This is a genomic window from Nisaea sediminum, assembly GCF_014904705.1.
GTDB lineage: Bacteria > Pseudomonadota > Alphaproteobacteria > Thalassobaculales > Thalassobaculaceae > Nisaea > Nisaea sediminum.
In genome coordinates, this window is record NZ_JACZCQ010000001.1 from 356,822 (window position 1) to 376,872 (window position 20,051).

Annotated in this window: 16 protein-coding genes; 10 read left to right on the forward strand and 6 right to left on the reverse strand. The window is 62.0% G+C overall.

The window, feature by feature from the left end; translation table 11 throughout:
* Positions 1-80 precede the first annotated feature (80 nt).
* A complete protein-coding gene (locus IG122_RS01645; RefSeq protein ID WP_226893257.1) occupies positions 81-1,007 on the reverse strand; it encodes a DMT family transporter in 927 nt (308 codons plus the stop codon).
* 236 nt (positions 1,008-1,243) lie between these two features.
* On the opposite strand from IG122_RS01645, the gene IG122_RS01650 reads away from it, so the two are divergent.
* The 8 genes from IG122_RS01650 (at position 1,244) to ppc (ending at position 10,391) form a co-directional block, all read left to right on the forward strand.
* Positions 1,244-1,714, forward strand: a complete 471-nt coding sequence (locus tag IG122_RS01650; protein WP_193179813.1) for an SUF system Fe-S cluster assembly regulator — start codon at positions 1,244-1,246, stop codon at positions 1,712-1,714.
* Positions 1,715-1,763: 49 nt separating this feature from the next.
* On the forward strand, positions 1,764-3,221 hold the full coding sequence (sufB, locus tag IG122_RS01655; protein WP_193179815.1) for a Fe-S cluster assembly protein SufB: 1,458 nt from the start codon (positions 1,764-1,766) through the stop codon (positions 3,219-3,221).
* Positions 3,222-3,261: 40 nt separating this feature from the next.
* Entirely contained in the window at positions 3,262-4,023 is a 762-nt protein-coding gene (gene sufC / locus IG122_RS01660; RefSeq protein WP_449867086.1) for a Fe-S cluster assembly ATPase SufC, read from the forward strand.
* 19 nt (positions 4,024-4,042) lie between these two features.
* Positions 4,043-5,353, forward strand: coding sequence for a Fe-S cluster assembly protein SufD (sufD, locus tag IG122_RS01665; RefSeq protein ID WP_193179817.1), 1,311 nt, complete (start codon positions 4,043-4,045; stop codon positions 5,351-5,353).
* Positions 5,353-6,582 carry a cysteine desulfurase gene (locus IG122_RS01670; RefSeq protein ID WP_193180460.1) on the forward strand — a complete coding sequence of 410 codons (1,230 nt, stop codon included), beginning with the start codon at positions 5,353-5,355 and terminating at the stop codon, positions 6,580-6,582. Before sufD ends, IG122_RS01670 begins: the two co-directional genes overlap by 1 nt.
* Before the next feature lie 17 nt (positions 6,583-6,599).
* Positions 6,600-6,983: a DUF59 domain-containing protein gene (locus IG122_RS01675; RefSeq protein WP_193179819.1), complete on the forward strand. Its 384-nt coding sequence runs from the start codon at positions 6,600-6,602 to the stop codon at positions 6,981-6,983.
* A 59-nt stretch (positions 6,984-7,042) separates the two neighbouring features.
* Entirely contained in the window at positions 7,043-7,396 is a 354-nt protein-coding gene (locus IG122_RS01680) for a HesB/IscA family protein (protein ID WP_193179821.1), read from the forward strand.
* Between the two features lie 190 nt (positions 7,397-7,586).
* The gene (gene ppc, locus IG122_RS01685) at positions 7,587-10,391 is read left to right on the forward strand and encodes a phosphoenolpyruvate carboxylase (RefSeq protein WP_193179822.1); all 2,805 of its coding nucleotides are present in this window, start codon (positions 7,587-7,589) and stop codon (positions 10,389-10,391) included.
* 9 nt (positions 10,392-10,400) lie between these two features.
* Here ppc and IG122_RS01690 read toward each other — a convergent pair whose 3' ends face one another.
* On the reverse strand, positions 10,401-11,090 hold the full coding sequence (locus IG122_RS01690; protein ID WP_193179823.1) for a FecR family protein: 690 nt from the start codon (positions 11,088-11,090) through the stop codon (positions 10,401-10,403).
* Between the two features lie 304 nt (positions 11,091-11,394).
* Here IG122_RS01690 and IG122_RS01695 point away from each other — a divergent pair, with 304 nt between their 5' ends.
* On the forward strand, positions 11,395-13,254 hold the full coding sequence (locus tag IG122_RS01695; RefSeq protein WP_193179824.1) for an ABCB family ABC transporter ATP-binding protein/permease: 1,860 nt from the start codon (positions 11,395-11,397) through the stop codon (positions 13,252-13,254).
* A gap of 27 nt (positions 13,255-13,281) precedes the next feature.
* Here IG122_RS01695 and IG122_RS24375 read toward each other — a convergent pair whose 3' ends face one another.
* The 3 genes from IG122_RS24375 to IG122_RS01710 form a co-directional block, all read right to left on the reverse strand.
* A complete protein-coding gene (locus IG122_RS24375; RefSeq protein WP_193179825.1) occupies positions 13,282-14,319 on the reverse strand; it encodes a GSCFA domain-containing protein in 1,038 nt (345 codons plus the stop codon).
* A 238-nt stretch (positions 14,320-14,557) separates the two neighbouring features.
* Positions 14,558-15,589 (reverse strand): GDP-mannose 4,6-dehydratase, encoded by a 1,032-nt coding sequence (locus IG122_RS01705; RefSeq protein ID WP_193179826.1) that lies wholly within the window; start codon positions 15,587-15,589, stop codon positions 14,558-14,560.
* The gene (locus IG122_RS01710; protein ID WP_193179827.1) at positions 15,586-16,950 is read right to left on the reverse strand and encodes a class I SAM-dependent methyltransferase; all 1,365 of its coding nucleotides are present in this window, start codon (positions 16,948-16,950) and stop codon (positions 15,586-15,588) included. The genes IG122_RS01705 and IG122_RS01710 overlap by 4 nt, the downstream gene beginning before the upstream one ends.
* Positions 16,951-17,275: 325 nt before the next feature.
* Between IG122_RS01710 and IG122_RS01715 the strand changes: the two genes are divergently transcribed.
* Positions 17,276-19,651 carry a transketolase-like TK C-terminal-containing protein gene (locus tag IG122_RS01715; RefSeq protein ID WP_193179828.1) on the forward strand — a complete coding sequence of 792 codons (2,376 nt, stop codon included), beginning with the start codon at positions 17,276-17,278 and terminating at the stop codon, positions 19,649-19,651.
* Here the strand turns inward: IG122_RS01715 and IG122_RS01720 are convergent.
* Entirely contained in the window at positions 19,648-20,049 is a 402-nt protein-coding gene (locus IG122_RS01720; protein ID WP_193179829.1) for a GtrA family protein, read from the reverse strand. The genes IG122_RS01715 and IG122_RS01720 overlap by 4 nt on opposite strands.
* Positions 20,050-20,051 lie beyond the last annotated feature (2 nt).

Genomic DNA, 20,051 nt, shown 5'->3' on the forward strand with positions numbered 1-20,051 from the left:
GCCGCGTGCCTTTCCCGGAATTCGGGTGATTTTATTGGCAATTTGTTCGTGGATAAAGGCGATTCAGGATTCGTGCCGGTTTATGTGCTGCGTTCCCGGGCAGCTTCGGTGGTGTCGAGGACCGGCATGGCGGTCTTCCGGTGGGCTTTCTGTTCCGTCCAGATGTTGAGCAGATTTCCGGAAAATGTGATCGCGCCGCCGAGCAGGACGTACGGGTTCCACGGTTCCTGATAGAGCAGGAAGCCGATCACCGCGACCAGCGGCAGGCGCAGGAAATCGAGCGGGCTGACCACCGCTGCGTCGGCATGGGCCATGGCCCGCGCGATGCTGTAATGGGAGGTGATCCCGCAGATTCCAAGGATGGCGATGAACGGGATCATCTCGACGCTGGGCGTGATCCAGACCGGGACCGACAGCACAAGCCCGATCGGGAGCTGGATCAGGTTCATGTAGAAAATGATCTTGAAGGCGCTCTCGGTGGAGGCGAGGCCGCGGGTGAAAACGTAGGTGAAGGCAAAGCAGACCGCGGCGCCAATGACCACGAAGGAGGCCGGCTGCATCAGGTCCGAGCCCGGCCGGAGGATGACGAGGATACCCGCGAACCCGAGCGCGATGGAGACGACGCGGGTCCGGGTCAGTCTTTCCTTCAAGAGGAAGGCGGCGAGGATCGCGGTCCAGACCGGAGCGCTGAATTCGAGCGAGAAGACGGCTGCCAGCGGAAGCACGCTCACGCCGTAGATCCAGCCGAACTGCCCGCCGAAATGGATGATGTTGCGGCCGACGTGCGTCTTCAGGCGCGTGGTCTTCATTTCCTGCCAGCCGAGCTTGTAGGCATAGGGCAGGAGCAGCGAGAGACAGATCACCGTCCGCATGAAGGAGATCTGGAAAACGGTGAGGTCCTGGGTCAGCTCCCGCGCCGCGACCGCCATCGAGGTGAAGGAGGCGAGAGCGCCCATCATCCAGAGGACGGCGAGGAGGGGCTGCGGCTGGTTCTGCGGCGAAGTCATGGCGGGTCAGGGCACTGTTCTTGATTGTTTTGCGGCGGCCCGGCGCATCGGTATACGCGGCCGCGTATCCTGCAATAAATCGCTCGCACGGTCGCGCTGAATGTGGCACATCTCCGGTGCCTCCCCGGAATTAGAACCTTTCAAAGTTTTTGCCGTCAGCCCGCAGATTACGGTTGATTTATCTCCCCGCAGGTTTAATTAATGGGACGAAATTAGTCCGAATTCGGGGCGACGCGATGCTGAAACTCAACAAGATGACCGACTATGCGGTCGTGGTCCTTGGCCAGATGGCGCGCGAGCCGGGCCGGGTGCGGACCGCGGCGGCGCTGTCGGACAGCACGGCTATTCCCCTCCCGACGGTCTCCAAACTGCTGAAGATTCTCGCCGGAACGGGGCTCGTAACCTCCCACCGCGGCGCCAACGGCGGGTATTCCATCGACACCACGGCGGAGCAGATCACCGTGGCGCGGATCGTCCAGGCGATCGACGGTCCGATCGCGCTGACGGCTTGTGTCGAGGAGGGCGACGGCGGTTGCGAGGTCAGCAATTCCTGTCCGATCAGCGGCAATTGGGACCGGGTCAACCAGGCGGTGCGGGCTGCGCTTGAAGAAGTGACGTTGGCCGATCTGCTGGACCCGACGGAAATGTTCCCGCTGCGGCCGGCCGTGCGGGAAGGCGAACGGAGCCCGGCTGCGATCGAGAGCTGACGGGCATTTGGTTTTTGATTTGACGCATTAGGACACGGGACACAGAGACATGGCGGCAACTGTCGAGACAATCGAACAGGTCGAACAACTCGGTACCGAGAAGTACAAGTACGGCTTCGTCACGGACATCGAATCAGAGATGGCGCCGAAAGGCCTCGGCGAGGAGGTCATCCGCTTCATTTCGGCAAAGAAGGAAGAGCCGGAATGGATGCTGGAATGGCGCCTCAAGGCCTATGAGCATTTCAAGACGATGGAAGAGCCCGACTGGGCCAAGGTCGAATACACACCGATCGATCTGAGCGATATCTATTATTATTCCGCGCCGAAGATGAAGGAGCGGCCGAAGAGCCTCGACGAGGTCGACCCGGAGCTGCTGCGTACCTACGAAAAACTCGGTATTCCGCTGAAGGAGCAGGAAGTCCTCGCCGGCGTCGTCGCCGTCGACGCGGTGTTCGACTCCGTCTCCGTCGCGACCACCTACCGCAAGAAGCTGGCCGAATACGGCGTCATCTTCTGCTCGATCTCCGAGGCGATCCAGGAACATCCGGAGCTGGTGAAGAAATATCTCGGTTCGGTCGTGCCGTACTCCGACAATTACTTCGCGACGCTGAACTGCGCGGTCTTCACCGACGGCTCCTTCGTCTACATCCCGAAGGGCGTGCGCTGCCCGATGGAGCTCTCGACCTATTTCCGCATCAACGCGGAGAACACGGGCCAGTTCGAGCGCACCCTGATCGTCGCCGAGGAAGGCTCCTACGTGTCCTATCTCGAAGGCTGCACCGCGCCTCAGCGAGACGAGAACCAGCTCCATGCCGCCGTCGTCGAACTGGTCGCGATGAAGGATGCGGAGATCAAGTACTCGACGGTGCAGAACTGGTATCCGGGCGACGAGACCGGCGCCGGTGGCATCTACAACTTCGTGACCAAGCGCGGCGCCTGCCGTGGCGACAATTCGAAGATCTCCTGGACCCAGGTCGAGACCGGCTCCGCCGTGACCTGGAAATATCCGAGCTGCATCCTGCAGGGGGACAATTCCGTCGGCGAGTTCTATTCGGTCGCGATCACCAACAACGCGCAGCAGGCCGATACCGGGACGAAGATGATCCATATCGGCAAGAACACGAAGTCGACGATCATCTCCAAGGGCATCAGCGCCGGGAAGGCCGACAACACCTATCGCGGCCTGGTGAAGATCCTTCCGGGGGCGGAGAACGCACGCAACTACACCCAGTGCGACAGCCTGCTGATCGGCGACCAGTGCGGCGCCCACACGGTTCCCTACATTGAATCCCGCAACCCGACGGCCCGCGTCGAACACGAGGCGACCACCTCGAAGATCAGCGAGGACCAGCTCTTCTACTGCGCCCAGCGCGGGCTTTCCGAAGAGGATGCGGTCTCGATCATCGTCAACGGCTTCTGCAAGGAAGTCATGAAGGAACTGCCGATGGAATTCGCCGTCGAGGCGCAGAAGCTCATCGGCATCAGTCTGGAAGGCAGCGTCGGCTGACGCGCCGGTTCATCAAATAAGAATACGCTCGGAGAGAGACATGGCTCTGTTGGAAATCAAGAACCTGCACGCCTCGCTGGAAGAGGAAGGCAAGGAGATCCTCAAGGGGATCGACCTGACCATCCAGCCCGGCGAAGTGCATGCGATCATGGGCCCGAACGGTTCGGGCAAGAGCACGCTGTCCTACGTGCTGGCTGGCCGCGACGGCTACGAGGTGACGGAAGGCTCCGTGACTTTCGAGGGCAAGGACCTGCTGGACCTGGAAGCGGACGAGCGGGCCAACGAAGGCCTTTTCCTCGCCTTTCAGTACCCGGTCGAGATCCCGGGCGTGCCGAGCATGACCTTCCTGCGCGAGGCGCTGAATTCCAAGCGCAAGTACAACGGGCAGGAAGAACTGGACGCGATGCAGTTCCTGAAGCTCGTGCGCGAGAAGGCGAAGTCGCTGGAGATGGGCGACGACATGCTGAAGCGCGCGGTCAATGTCGGTTTCTCCGGCGGCGAGAAGAAGCGGAACGAGATTCTGCAGATGGCGGTGCTGGAGCCGAAGCTCTGCGTGCTGGACGAGACCGATTCCGGCCTCGATATCGACGCGCTGAAAATCGTCGCGGAGGGCGTGAATGCGCTGCGCGACCAGGGCCGGTCGATGCTGGTCATCACCCATTACCAGCGTCTGCTGAACTACATCCAGCCGGACCATGTGCATGTCATGGCCTATGGCAAGATCCAGAAGTCCGGCGGCAAGGAACTGGCCCTCGAGCTCGAGGAAAAGGGCTACGCCGACTTTACCGGCAAGGCTGCCTGACCGGATCGGAGAACGAGACATGCCGAACGACATGGCACATGACAATCCGCTGCTGAAAGCTTTCGGCGCGGCGGCCCTCGAGGGTGCGCCCGCCTGGTTCGGCGAGGTGACGCAGAAGGGAGCGGCGCGGTTCGCGGAGCTCGGATTGCCGACCAACCGGACCGAGGCCTGGAAATACACCAGCCTGCGCAGCCTCGGCGGCCTTGAGTTCACTGCACCGGCCAAGAAGGCCGAGGCGGTGGAGATCCCGCGGGACAGCATCGCAGGGATCGAGGGTATCGAGATCGTCCTGGTGAACGGCCGTCTGGACGAAAGCCGGTCCGGGCTCGACAAACTGCCGGCAGGCCTTCTGATCACGCCGCTCGCAGACGCGCTGCAATTCAAGGACGGCGTGACCATAAGCACCCTTCAGGACGAGAGCATGATCGACGGGCTCCCGCTTGCGGCGCTCAGCACGGCCGGCATCACCGGCGGCGTGCTGATCGAGATCGCGAGGGATGCCGACATTGCAAAACCGATCCACATCATCTCGATCGGGACCGGAAACACGGCCTTCGCCCCGCGCAACGTCATCTGGGTCGGCCCGAACGCCAAGGCCACGCTGGTCGAGAGCCATGTCGGCGAGGGCGGCTACTTCTCCAATTCGGTCACCCATGTGACGGTCGAGGACGAGGCGGTCTTCCATCACTACAAGCTGCAGAACGAGTCCCGCGACGCCTATCACGTCGCCATGACCCACGTGCTTTGCGGCGAGAAGACGGTCTACGACAATTTCGCACTCTCCTGCGGGGCGAAACTGGCGCGCAACGAGATCCGCAGCAAGCTCGACGGCTCGGAGATCCTCTACGCGGTGAACGGTGTCTACATGGCGGCCGCGAACCAGCATCTCGACAACACCACCTTCATCGAGCATGCGAAGCCGAACAGCGAGTCGCGCGAGATCTACAAGGGCGTGCTGGACGAGAACGGCCGCGGCGTCTTCCAGGGCAAGATCCTGGTACAGCGTCCGGCGCAGAAGACCGACGGCTACCAGATGAACCGTGCTCTGCTGCTCTCCCGCAAGGCGGAGATCGACAGCAAGCCGGAGCTCGAGATCTACGCCGACGACGTGAAATGCAGCCACGGCGCGACCGTCGGTGAACTCGATGCCGAACAGCTCTTCTATCTGAAGGCCCGCGGCATCAGCGAGCATGATGCGCGCAACATGCTGATCGAGGCCTACCTTCGGGACGCGCTGGACGAGATCCGGGTCGACAGGGTCGCGCGGGCCTTCGGCGAGAAGATCTCCGATTGGCTGGCCGCGCGGATCGCACGGGAGGAAGCCGCGTGATGAATGAGTTGGCCTACGACGTCGAGGCGATCCGCCGGGACTTCCCGATCCTTTCGACTGAAGTCCGCGGCAAGCCGCTGGTCTTCCTGGATTCCGCCGCATCGGCGCAGAAGCCGCGCCAGGTGATCGAGGCGGTGACGCGGATGTACGAGGCCGAGTATGCTAACGTGCATCGCGGCCTGCATTACCTGAGCGAGTTGGCGACCGCGCGCTACGAGGGTGCGCGCGAGAAGGTTCAGCGTTTCATCAATGCCCGGCACAGCCACGAGGTGATCTACACCCGCGGCACGACGGACGCGCTCAATCTCGTGGCGCATTCCTATGCCCGCGCCTTTCTGGAGAAGGGCGACGAGATCATCATCACGACGATGGAGCACCATTCCAATATCGTGCCGTGGCAGATGGTCCGCGATGAGAAGGGCCTGGTGCTGAAGGTCGTCGACGTCGACGACGAGGGCGCCTTCCACATCGCCGATCTCGAGGCGCTGATCACCGAGAAGACGAAGATCATCTCGGTCCCGCATGTCTCGAACGTGCTCGGCACGGTGCTGCCGGTGAAGGAGATCGCGGCGCTGGCGCACAGGGCCGGCGCGGTGCTCGTGGTCGACGGCGCCCAAGGCGTCACCCACATGCCGGTCGACGTTCAGGACCTCGACTGCGACTTCTACGCCTTCTCCGGCCACAAGCTCTACGGCCCGACCGGGATCGGCATTCTCTACGGCAAGGAAGAGCTGCTGGAGAAGATGCCGCCGGTGCAGGGCGGCGGCGACATGATCAACACCGTGACCTTCGAGAAATCGACCTGGGCCGACCTGCCGCACAAATTCGAGGCGGGGACCCCGCCGATCGTCCAGGCGGTCGGTCTCGGAGCCGCCGTCGATTATGTCGAGAAGATCGGCATGGCCGCGATCGGCGCCCATGAGACAGACGTGCTGAAATATGCGACCCAGCGTCTCGCCTCCGTCGAGGGCCTCAGGCTGATCGGCACCGCACCCGGCAAGGCGAGCGTCCTGTCTTTCGTCATGGATTGCGCGCACCCGCACGACATCTCGACGATCATCGATCAGGCCGGTGTCGCGGTTCGTGCCGGGCACCATTGCGCCCAGCCGCTGATGGACCGTTTCGACGTGCCGGCGATGGCCCGCGCCAGCCTCGGCATGTACAACACGCGCAAGGATATCGACGCGCTCGCCGACAGCCTCGAAAAGGTGAGGGAGATCTTCGCATGATGCACGGAGGCCCTGGTATGCACGACTTCCTCGACCTTCCGCCGCCGGAAGAAGGCATCGTCGCCGAACGCGGCGAACCTCTCGCCGACGGCGTCGAGGTCGCCAAGGAAGACGCCATCGCGCTCGCCCTCAAAGAGGTCTACGACCCGGAAATCCCGGTCGACATCTATGAGCTCGGCCTGATCTACGAGATCGCCATCGCGGAGAACGGAGACGTCCGGATCGTAATGTCCCTGACGGCACCGGCCTGCCCGGTGGCGGGACAGCTTCCGATCGACGTCGCCGAGAAGGCCGCCTCCGTGGAGGGCGTCGGGCGCGTGCAGGTGGAACTGACCTGGGATCCGCCGTGGAACCCGGAACGGATGAGCGACGAAGCGCGCCTCGCCCTCAACATGTTCTAGAAACTGATCTGCCTCATCATTATATTAAAAGGGCAGGCTCATCAGAGGACAGAGACATCATGTTTCAACCCGGTAAAGCCCCGATAACATTGACAGACGCCGCCGCCGGCAGGGTCAAGGACCTGATGGCTGCCAATCCCGAGGACGGCGTTCTCGGGCTGCGCGTCGGCGTGAAGGCGAAGGGCTGCTCCGGTCTCAGCTACTTCGTCGAATACGCCAAGGAGCGGAAGAAATTCGAGGATGTGGTCGAGGACAAGGGCGTGACGATCTTCGTCGACCCGGCCTCGGTCATGTTCATCCTCGGCTCCGAGATGGATTTCCAGCAGGACAAGTATTATTCGGGCTTCGTCTTCAAGAACCCGAACGAAACCAGCCGCTGCGGCTGCGGCGAGAGCTTCAACGTCGCCTCCTGATCCGCCGATTTCCCGGCCTACAAGAGTAGCGTTGGCCGCCCTCCATGGGCCAGCTGATCGCGTTCGTTCTTGACCGACGTGTCAGATCGTCCTTCCCTGTTGTGGGAATGCTGCACCTGCGAACAGCAGTCGATGCAGTCTGGCCCCGCGCCGGCCGAAAAAGGCGCCCGTTCGAGGAAGCGAGGGAAAGATGCCGGACGAAAGCCACCTGGACTCCGCCGGCGATCAAGTCGCCGAAGACTCGAAGGATGCTCCCCTGCGCGAGGATATCCGGTTGCTCGGGCGTCTGCTCGGCGACACCGTGCGGGAACAGGAAGGTCAGGGGATCTTCGATGTCATCGAGAAGATCCGGCAGATATCCATCCGCTTTCACCGCGATGACGAGCTGCAGGCCAAGCTTGAGTTGGAAGAACTGCTCGCACGTCTCAGTCCAGACCAGTCGGTGCAGGTGATCCGTGCCTTCAGCTATTTCTCGCACCTCGCCAACATTGCCGAGGACCAGCACCATATTCGTCGCACCCGGGCGCATGACATTCAGGGCTCGGCCGCGAAACGCGGAAGCATCGAAGCGGCACTTGGCGCGGCTGAGGAGGCAGGATTTTCAGCGACCGACCTGGAACGTTTTTTCGCGGAAGCGCTTGTTAGCCCGGTCCTGACGGCACATCCGACCGAGGTCCGGCGCAAGAGCACGATGCGTCGCGAGATGGCGGTTGCGGACCTGATCTCCAAGCGGGAACGGGGACTGTGGACCCCGGAAGAGGCGGCGGATATCGACGACAAGCTGCTCCGCGCCATCCTCACTCTCTGGCAGACCAATCTGCTGCGCCAGACCCGCCTGACGGTTGAAGACGAGGTCGAGAACGGGCTGACTTATTATGACTACACCTTTTTCCGGGAGCTTCCGCGGCTTTATTGCCGACTTGAGGACAGGATCGCCGCGATGGCCGGAGAGGGCGCGAAGATCGATCTTGCCTCTTTTCTCCGGATCGGCAGTTGGATTGGTGGCGACCGGGATGGCAATCCTTTCGTGACCGCGGAGGTCATGGAGCGCACCCTTCAGATGCAGAGCGAGAGGGTGCTGCGCTTCTATCTCTCGGAGCTGGAGAAGCTGGAGGACGAGCTCTCGCTCTCGCTCCGCATCGTCTCGGCCTCTGCGAAGCTGACCGAGCTTGCGGATGCGGCTGCGGATACCTCGCAGCACACTGCGGTCGAGCCTTACAGGCGCGCACTCTCGGGCATGCGTGCGCGGCTCGATGCGACTTTGGGAGCGGTATTGAAGCCTCTGCCGCGGGAGCCGATGCCGGTGCATGGCAGGACCTCGGACGAAAGGAACGGTTACGCCCTTCCGGAGGAACTTCTCGCGGATCTGGAAGTCATCCACGACTCTCTGGTCGAGAACGGCTCCCGCCTGCTGACCGAAGGCCGCCTCCGCCGGCTGCGCCGCGCGGTCGATTGTTTCGGCTTCCATCTCGCGAGCCTCGACATGCGGCAGAACTCCGAGGTGCATGCGAAGACGATGGCCGATCTGCTGTGTGCCGTTGGCGCCGCGGAGGATTATGCCACGCTCGACGAGGAGGCCCGGATCGAGCTGCTTTCAGCGGAACTCGCCAATTCGCGTCCTTTGGTGCGGCCGTTCGAGGCTTATGCCGAGGAGACCGAGAAGGAACTCGCGATCTTCCGCACCGCCGCCGCGGCGCACCGGCGCTATGGGCAGAGGGCCATCGCGACCTCGATCATCTCGAACACCCAGAGCGTCTCCGACCTGCTCGAGCTCGCGATCCTTCTTAAGGAGGTCGGGCTGGTCACGTCCGACGGCGGGAGCCGGGTGAATGTCGTGCCTCTGTTCGAGACCATCGAGGACCTGCGCAACTGCGTCGGAATCATGGACCGGCTGCTTGCGATCCCGGCCTACCGGGCGCTGGTCGACAGTCTCGGCGGCACACAAGAGGTGATGCTCGGCTATTCCGACAGCAACAAGGACGGTGGGTATCTCACATCCGGCTGGGAGCTCTACAAGGCGGAGATCGCGCTGATCGAGCTGTTCCGGAAACACGGCGTCCGGCTACGTCTGTTCCATGGCCGGGGCGGGACAGTCGGTCGCGGCGGCGGCCCGAGCTTCGAGGCGATCCTCGCCCAGCCGGCCGGCGCTGTGGACGGACAGATCCGGCTGACCGAGCAGGGCGAGATCATCTCGAGCAAATACACCAACCCGGATCTCGGCCGTCGCAACCTCGAAATCCTCGCCGCCGCCTGCCTCGAGGCCTCGCTGTTGCGGCCCGAGCGCGACGACATTCCGCCAGCCTATCTCGAGACCATGGAAGCGCTCTCGGCGGAAGCGTTCAAAGCCTACCGCGCGCTGGTCTACGAGACGCCGAGGTTCGACGAGTATTTCTGGGGCTCGACCGTCATCAACGAGATCGCGACGCTGAATATCGGCTCGCGTCCGGCGTCGCGGAAGAAGCTCGGGAAGATCTCCGACCTGCGTGCCATTCCGTGGGTTTTCAGCTGGTCCCAGTGTCGACTCATGCTGCCGGGTTGGTACGGGTTCGGCAGTGCCGTGAAAGCGTGGCTTGCAGATAATCCGACGACCGGTCTTGAGCAGTTGCGCGCGATGTATCGTGACTGGCCGTTCTTCGAGGGACAGCTCTCGAACATGGCGATGGTGCTGGCCAAGACGAACATGGCGATCGCCTCGCGCTACGCCGAGCTGGTCGAGGACAAGGAGCTGCGCGAGACGATCTTCCACAGGATCAGGGATGAGCGGCAAGCCTCGGTGGAGGCACTGTTCGAAATCACCGGGGCCAGTTCTCTCCTGGAGAACAACCCGCTGCTTTCGCGCTCGATCTCGAACCGTTTTCCCTATCTCGATCCGCTCAACCACCTGCAGGTCAACCTGCTGCGTCATTACCGCCGCGAGCCGGACAATCCGAAAGTCCTCCGGGGCGTCCAGCTCACGATCAACGGCATTTCGGCCGGTTTGCGCAACAGCGGTTAGGTTGCCCGGTTAGCACCCGCCGCCGCTCCCGTCACCGCCGCTATCGTTTCCGTCTCCACCTCCGCCGCCACCGCCGGCGGGGCCGTCCAGCCCAGCCCCTTTTTCAAGACCGATATCCGGAGCAGGGGGCTTTACGCCCATTTCCACCACCGATGTGTTCGAGGCGACCCGGGCGTTCTGTCCTGCCGGCACGGATTCGCTTCCGCCGCCGATCCTCGGCATGATCACGACCTCGCCTTCGTGGACCGCGACCGTCGTCGTACCATCCTCGGCGACTTCGATCGTGAAGTCCGTGCCGCGGATACCGATAATCGCTGTCGGGGTCCCGATCCGGACTCCGTCTTTCTTCATGCGTCCGGTGATGAAGCGCATCAGCCCCCGACTTACTTCCGCCTGCAGATTGCCAGCGCCGGAAACCGGGTCAAAGACAAAGCGGTCGACCGTGACTTCCGCCGCGGATCCGAGGCGCAATTCGGTATCGTCAATAAAACGGACATGGAGCGCACCGCCGTCCGGTGTACGCAGCCGCTGGTTCATTTCAACTGGGTCGCGGCGATAGAGCGCTTCCCATTTCGTTGCGCTTGGTTGCTGTTTGTATCCCCAGACCTTGACCAGGCTGACGGTACCGACCTCGGCGTGAGCGCTCGCCGCCTGCATCAGGCTGCAGACCAGCGCCAGCATTATCATGAGCTGTTTCATATCCCCCCCGGATATGGCATGTCCCGACCGCCTGGCGGGATGCCGCGGAGGAGCGGTGCCTTTTTGTCGTCTGAATGGGGTCTATTTGGGGCTCGTGCCGCCTAAATCCTGACACGACATCTACGCCGCCGGCATCGGAAGCGGTTCAGCCGGTCAGCCCATGCCGTCGACGGCATGTCGAACCTGCGCCACCGATACCGAGCTTGCCGGAGCCACTGGACTTGCACAAAGGTTGATTAGTTCGATATTTATCGAACATATAACCAAGCGGTATGCCGTTCCAATCCGCCAGTTAGGAAAATTCATGCCCCGCCGCCCGACCGCGAACCTCACCGAATCCGACGCTCCCGCGACGGCCGATATCCAGACGGTGAAGACGCTCTTGCCATATCTCTGGCCGAAAGGGCAGTTCGAGATGCGCGCGCGCGTGGTGATCGCATTGCTCTGTCTGGCACTGGCCAAGGGCGCGTCGGTCTATGTCCCGATCCTCTACAAGGACGCCGTCGACCTGATTTCCGGCGGCGACAAGTTCGACTTCACTGTCCTGATCTGGATCATCGTCGCCTACGGCCTGACGCGGCTGGGGCAGCAGGCTTTCGCCCAGCTTCGCGAGTTCTTCTTCGCGCGCGTCGCCCAGCGGGCGATCCGAATGGCGGCGCTGAAGACCTTCCGGCACCTGCATCAGCTTTCCCTGCGATTCCATCTCGACCGGCAGACCGGCGGGATCTCGCGGGTCATCGAACGCGGCACCAAGGCGATCGAGTTCCTGCTGAACTTCATGCTGTTCAACATCCTGCCGACGCTGTTCGAGATCCTGCTGGTCTGCGGCATCCTCTGGGCGATGTTCGACTACCGCTATGCGGTGGTCACCTTCGGGACGATAGGTTCCTACATTCTCTTCACCACTCTGATCACCGAATGGCGCCTGAAGTTCCGGCGGAAGATGAACTCGATGGACAACCGGGCGACGACGCGGGCCATCGACAGTCTGTTGAACTACGAGACGGTGAAGTATTTCGGCAACGAGCGGCACGAGGAGGAGCGTTTCGACCAGTCCATGCGCTCCTACGAGGACGCGGCGGTGCAGAGCCGGACCAGCCTCTCGCTGGTCAATGTCGGGCAGGGCGGGATCATCGCCGCGGGCCTGACGTTGGTGATGATCCTAGCTGGCGGAGACATCGCGGCGGGACGAGCGACGGTGGGCGATTTCGTGATGGTGAACACCTACCTGATCCAGCTTTACCTGCCGCTCAACTTCCTCGGCTTCGTCTATCGCGAGATCAAGCAGTCGCTGACCGACATGGAGCAGATGTTCCGTCTGCTCGACGAGGAGCGGGAAATCGAGGATGCGCCGGACGCGAAGGAACTTGTGGTCGAGAAGGGGCAGGTGCACTTCGAGGACGTGAAGTTCGGCTATTCCGCCGCGCGGCCGATCCTGAAGGGGATCAGCTTCGAGGTGCCGGCTGGCAAGACGGTGGCGCTGGTCGGGCCGAGCGGCGCCGGTAAGTCGACGATCTCCCGCCTGCTGTTCCGCTTCTACGATATCGACGACGGCGCGGTCCTGATCGACGGGCAGGATATCCGCAGCGTGACCCAGGACAGTCTCCGCCGCGCCATCGGTATCGTTCCGCAGGACACGGTGCTGTTCAACGATACGATCTTCTACAACATCGCCTATGGCCGCCCTTCGGCGAGCCGAGAGGAGGTCGAGGAAGCGGCGAAGCATGCGAGCATCCACGATTTCGTCATGAGCCTTCCGGACGGCTATGAGACGACTGTCGGCGAGCGCGGCCTGAAGCTCTCGGGCGGGGAGAAGCAGCGTGTGGCGATTGCCAGGACGCTGCTGAAACGGCCGAAGATCTTCCTCTTCGACGAGGCGACCTCCGCCCTCGACAGCCATACCGAGAAGGCGATCCAGAGCAGTCTTTCCGAGGTCAGCCAGAATTATACCACGCTAGTCATCGCGCACCGGCTCTCGACTGTGATCGATGCGCACGAGATCATCGTGCTGCGCGATGGAGAAATCGCCGAACGGGGCAGTCACAGCGACCTTTTGGAGCAGGGCGGTGTTTACGCGGCGATGTGGCGTGAACAGATGCGGGAAGAGGACACGAAGAAAGAAATTGTATTCGTCAGAGGGGCCGCGGGCGCGGTTGGGTCGTAGTCTCGCCTCGAAGGACCCTCGATGTCGTCAGTTCTGCAGGCCCAGATAATCCACGAAAGCGCTGCAGATGTCCTTGATCACCGGGTTCTTCGGGTGCCGGCTGGTTCCATCTTCTCCCCAGGTCGGGACATTCTCCACCATTCCATAGAGGGCCGTGACGATTTCAAAAGTCGGAAGGTAGAAAAAGGGCGTTTCCTGTCGTGCAGACTGGATCGCGATTGCCAGATTGGCCTTGCTGAGCGTGTTTGCCACCGCGACATGATAGTCTCCGTGAAAACCGCTGAGCGGAACCGGAGAGAGAGTCACGAATACCGGAAGATCGGGGTTCGTCTCCGAGATCTTCCGGATACAGGATTTGATGTATTCGGTCTGTTGCCCGGGCGTTGGAGCCTGTAGTGAAATCTCATTGTCCCTGAGGCGCTGAGACAGGTTTGTCGGATCGATCAGGATGTTCCCCTCCCGATCGATGAAATCGAATCCCACCCCGAATGTCAGAACAAGCAGATCCATGTTCTTCAGACCGTTCAGGATATTTTGCGAGTCGACGCTGAACCGGTCGTCCCAAATCTTCTTTTCGTGATCGCTTATTTTCTCGGGATTGAGATAGAGGTCGATCAGCCGGGGTGAATTGACAGCTTCTTCAACGCGCAGGGTATGCACGTTCTGCATTCCCTGATCGCGCAGGTGCTTCGAGATGTTGGTGGCGAAGCATGACCCTATACTGGCAACCGATGAGGCTCTGGTGATGGAAATGTCAGCAATTGCGGATTTCTCTTCCGGGCTGAAACAATCATCGAAGAACTGACGGATCCAGCCTGTCGAGTTCTGATAGCGGGTGATGTCCTTGTCCCAGATCGAGCGCTTTCCCCGGGTTGCGGTCGAGGCATCGACGTCCCTGTAAAGCTGGTTGTGAACGTGGTTAACGCTGCGGAATCGATTTGCGGAAATCAGAGAATTCAACAACATCTGCGCTTGGTCGAGACGTCCTTCGATGATCAAGGCCGAGAAATGCTGAACAAGCGATAGCTGATTTTCCGGAATAATCCCGTCGCCGAGATCGATCACTAGTTTCGTCATAACGTCCAGTCACGTCGCACGGGTGCAGACATAGGGTGCATTAAAATTTGCGCGGTGTGGCAAGACCTTCCCGGGTCAATTATGTGCGTTGGGTTCGGTGTCGCCAGTACATTCTGATGCATGGGGATCATCAAGCGGGTCTCCATCCAGGCACCGACCTTCGATCAACCGGCATTTACCTGTCTCGTTCGGATCGGACGCATTTTCCTTCCCGATCCGTTGAGAGTCAAAGTATCGCCTCGCCTTTCTTGAGCCTGTCGTAATCTTTGCGAACCATAATTTCTGCGAGCTCAGCAACAGAGATGATCGGAGTCCAGCCGAGTTCACGCCGTGCTTTCGAGGCGTCGCCAATAAGCGTATTCACCTCTGCCGGTCTGTACTGATCCGGATCGATTCTCAGTACGCATTTGCCGGTCTTGCGGTCGTGCGCGACCTCAGCCGCACCTTCGCCCTCGAAGATGATCTCCATCCCGAGCGCCTCGGCGGCATGTTGGAAAAAGTCGCGGACGCTGATGCTGACGCCGGTGGCGAGCACATAATCGGACGCTTCACCGCGCGTCATCATCAGATGCATGCCGCGGCAATAGTCTTCCGCATATCCCCAATCGCGCCGGGCGTCGATGTTGCCGAGCGTCAGCGGCCGCTCGTCGCCGAGGGCGATGCGGGCCAGGTTGGTCGTGATCTTGCGGGTCACGAATTCCGCGCCGCGCAGCGGGGACTCGTGATTGAACAGGATGCCGTTGCAGCAGAACATCCCGTGCGCCTCGCGGTAATTCGTGGTCGCCATATGCGCGGCCACCTTGGAGACCGCATAGGGGCTTTTCGGATAGAAGCGGGAGGTCTCGTTCAGGCTGTCGGCGCTGATGCCGCCGAACATCTCCGAGGTGGAGGCCTGGTAAAGTCGGGCCTCCGGGTTGACGATCCGTATGGCCTCGAGGAGCCGGTAGACCGCGACGGCATTGGCTTCCATCGTGAAGATCGGCTGCCCGAAAGACGCGCCGACGAAGCTCTGGGCCGCGAGATTGTAGATCTCGTCCGGCTGGCTCTCCTGCAGGGCGGAGAGGATGCTGCCGAATTCCAGCATCTCGATGGTCGCGATCTCGACCCGGTCGGTGATGCCGAGTTCGTCGAGGCGCCCGGTGTTGGTGCTCGCCGAGCGCCGGCGCGTTCCCACCACCCTGTAGCCTTCGTTGAGAAGGTGCCGGGCGAGATAGGCGCCGTCCTGACCGGTGATGCCGGTGATGAGAGCGGTCTTCATAGGCTCTTGCCCGTTGCATGTGGAAACAGGGATCTGATCTTGGCCAGCTTCTCCGGCGATGCCGTCACCGCGAGCGCGATGGCGAGGCCGTTGGAGAATCTGTCGGTGACCGGAAGGACGAGATGCGGGATGGCTTCAAGCAGTTTGTTGCAGCCGAAAGCGTCGGTATCGGCTCCGTCCAGATAGTAGTCGTCGAAAACGACGACCTTCGAATCTCTCAGCTTCGAGAAATCGTGCGCGATGGTCTCGCAGGCGTGTCCGCCGTCAATGAAACAGAAGTCGGCACTCTGTTCTTCGAGCGTCTCGAGCGAATTGCCGCGAATGAGACGGTAGCTGAAACCCGGATTTGCGGTTTCGAATGCGGAAAGCGCGGCGTCGACCGCCGCTAGCGTTACCGAGCTCTTGCCGTTCAGTTCCTCGGAGTCGTTTTCCGGCGTCGCCGCTTCGAACAGATCGTATCCGGTGTAGCGGATACTGGTCCCGAAGCGCAGTCCGTGCCGCGCCATCTCGATCGCCCGGCGCCCATTCCAGGTTCCGACCTCGACGATCGTCTCCGGCTTGAAGGCCTCGATCAGACGGAGGATCTGCTCGTAGCGGCGCGGATTGTTCATCGTCTCGATCCGGCCCTGACCCGCGGCGCCGTCCTCGGTCTTCGGCTGGCCCTTGAAGTGGCTCATATAGGCAGACAGGCAACTCTCGGAGAACGGGTCGAGGGTCTCCAGATCGGCCGACAGGTCCCGTGTCCGGATCTTGCCCTGCGCTTCGAAGACCGTGCGCGTCACATCGAAGACCTCGCAATCGTGCCAGGCGTTCAGTTTGAACAGTTCGCCGGTGAGGTAGATCCGCTCCATCGTCTCGAAGAACGGTTTCGCTTCCGGATGCCGCAGATCGAAACAGAGAAAACCGGTCTCGCTGTGCATTCCCTTGCGCCCGAGATAGGCGGCGAAGACGCCTTCCATGATCTCCGGGATGAAGCTTTCCGGAACGTCTGCCTGGGTGACGACGTCGCCGTCGAGCCAGACCAGGTAATCGGTATCGAGCGTCGCGGCGGCCGCGAACATGGCGAACATCTTGTGCGCGAAGCGGACGGCGTCGAAATTGTAGTCGTAGCCGGTCTTCGTATGACCGGCGGCCATGGGCTGCTTGCTGTAGTGGTTCTTGAAGGTGACAAGCCGGGGCGCGGCACCGTTCAACGAAATGCTGCGGACGCGAGCCGCAGGCTCGAGATCGAAGCCCTCCGAATAGACCACGAGGTCCACTGCGGACGGCCAGTGCTGCAGAAAACTGCCGATCGCAGTGCGCCCGTACTGTTCCAGCCCCTTCCTGTTGAAGGTGGTGATCGCTGTAACTTTCGGGGCCATCGAGTCCTATCCCTGTTGAACCGGCCGTCGGCGTCCGGACCGAGCGGCGGCCGCTCGGCTACCGCCGTCACGAGCCTGCCGCTCCCTTCTATTTCTGCGGTCCCGCCGCAAGCAAGGGAGAAATGCCCAGGGCGCCGGGACCGCGATCCCTGATTCGGGATCAAGTCCGCGAAACAAAGTTCCGTCCTTGGCGCGGGTGCACGCAAACTTGCGGGTGGCGAAGATCGCTTTGGTTCGATCGTTGCGAATTGATCGGCGTCTCTCGACACTTTATTTCGCCGACAGCATATTCCCCCGATCAACGACCGTCGGAAGGGGAGCCGGAATGGGCCTCGTGGAACCGCAAAACAAGATCGAGACCCTGCGTGAGCTGGAGAAGAAAGTCCTCTGGCTGGCGATGTGGATGATCCACAACGCCAATCATATCCGGCCCTCGCGCGACGGTATAAAGGTCGGGGGGCACCAGGCGTCCTGCGCTTCCGTCGCGACCCTCATGACGGCGCTTTATTTCGACGTCCTGAAGCCGCAGGACCGGGTCGCGGTGAAGCCGCATGCGAGCCCGGTCTTCCATGCCATCCAGTACATGGTGGGGCGGCAGGACCAGTCGGCGCTGGAGCGCTTCCGGGCGCTCGGCGGCGCGCAGTCCTATCCCTCGCGGACCAAGGACCGGGACGAGGTCGATTTCTCCACCGGCTCCGTCGGCCTCGGCGTCGCGATGACGCTCTTCGCCTCCATGGTGCAGGACTATGTCCGCCTGCATCACCTGATCCAGGACCAGGGCCTGCAGCAGCAGCCGGCGGGCCGCATGATCTCCATCATGGGCGATGCGGAGCTCGACGAGGGCAATATCTACGAGGCCATGCTCGAGGGCTGGAAATACGATGTCCGGAACCTCTGGTGGGTGATCGACTACAACCGCCAGAGTCTCGACGGCGTGGTCTCCGACGGGCTGTTCCAGAAGATCCGGCAGTTCTTCGGAACCGTCGACTGGAACGTCAACATGCTGAAATACGGCAAGAAGCTGCAGCGCGTGTTCGAGCTTCCGGGCGGCGATGTGCTGGAGAACTGGATCGACGAGTGTCCGAACGATCTTTACAGCGCGCTGACCTTCAAGGGACAGGCAGGCGGCAGCGGAACCTGGCGCGACCACCTGAAGAAGGACCTGCACGGCGTGAAGGGGATCAAGGCGATCCTCGACGATCATGACGACAAGGCGCTGCACGAGTTGATGACGAACCTCGCCGGGCACGACATGGAGTCGGTGCTGGAGAGCTTCCACGGGGTCAAGGACGACGGTCCGCAATGTTTCATCGCCTACACCGTGAAGGGCTTCAACACGCCGCTCGCGGGCCACAAGGACAACCATGCGGGTCTGATGACGCCCGAACAGATGGAACTGTTCCGCTCTGGCATGGGCGTGCCGGAGGGTGGAGAGTGGGACCCGTTCGCACATCTCGACATGCCGAAGGAAGAGGTTCGCGACTATGTCGCCGGGGTTTCCTTCAACCGCGGTGGCTCGCGGGTGCATCTGGCCGACAAGGTGGAACTGCCGGACAGTCTCGCCATCAAGCGACAGGCGAAGACCTCGACGCAGCAGGCTTTCGGCGCGGTGCTGAACGAGCTGGCGCGCGGCAATTCGGCGCTCGCCTCGCGCCTTGTCACGACCTCGCCCGACGTCACGGTATCGACTAATCTCGGCCCTTGGGTGAACCAGCGCGGCATCTTCAGCCTCGATATGCGGAACGACGTCTTCCGCGACGAGAAGGTGGCCTCCGCGCAGAAATGGCTCCGTCACGGCGGCGGCCAGCATTTCGAACTCGGCATCGCGGAGAGCAATCTTTTCATCATGCTGGCGGCGCTCGGCCTCTCGGGGCCGCTCTTCGGGACGCGGCTGCTCCCGGTCGGCACGCTCTACGATCCCTTTATCCAGCGCGGGCTCGATAGCTTGAATTACGCCTGCTACCAGGGTGCCAGGTTCATGGTTGTGGCGACTCCGTCCGGCATTTCTCTCGCGCCGGAAGGCGGCGCGCACCAGTCGGTCTCGACGCCGCTGATCGGTATGGGGCAGCCGGGCCTGACCAGCTTCGAGCCGGCCCATGCGGACGAGCTGGCGGAGATCATGCGCTGGAGCTTCGCGCATATGCAGGCGGAGGATGGCGGCGCGGTCTATCTCCGGCTGTCGACCCGGCCGCTGCAGCAGCCGGAGCGAGAGATCGATGCGGAGCTGCGCGACGACATCGTCTCCGGTGGCTACTGGCTGCGCGAGCCGGCGCATGACGCCCCGGCTGTGATCGTCTTCACCGGTGCGGTGGTCCCGGAAGTGCTGCAGGCCTGCGAGATGCTGGAAGAGGAACTGCCGGGCGTTGGCGTGCTCGCGGTCACCAGCGCCGACAGGCTCTATAGCGGCTGGCAATCCCGTATCCGCCGCCCGGAGGCGCCGAAATCGCATCTGGAAAAGCTGATGGGCGATCTCGGACCGGACGTCCGCATCGTCACCGTGCAGGATGGCCATCCGGCGAATCTCAGCTGGATCGGCAGCGCGCTCGGCCGGCGGTTGTTCCCGCTCGGTGTCACCACCTTCGGCCAGTCCGGCGACCTTCCGGATCTCTATCAGACCCACGGCATCGATGCCGAGGCGATCATGGATGCGGTGGCGGCGGCCTGCGTGGATACCGCGCGGGGCACGCCAATGGCGGTCTAGCCGCGGAAGACGAAGCGCGCCGAGAGGGTGAAATTCAGCACCATGCCGGAGAGCGACCCGGCCGCGACGGCACCGACCAGGACCCAGGGTTCGGTGCCGAAGAGGGCAATGACCAGTCCGTAGGCGAGGAAGTTGGCCACCATGCCGGTCGCATTGGCCGCGAGGAACCGCGCCCATTCAACGAGCGGGGACGTCGAGTTCCGGTCGGCGAAGGTGAATTTCCGGTTTGCATACCAGGTGAAGGTCGCCGCCGCGAGAAACGAGAGGATGCGGCCGGAATAGGGGTCGAGACCGAGCAGAGCGCTCGCGAACAGAAGCGCGGCACTGTCGACGACGAAACCTCCGCAACCGACAATGCCGAACTTCAGGAAGCGTTTGACGGTCCCGGGCGCGATCATAA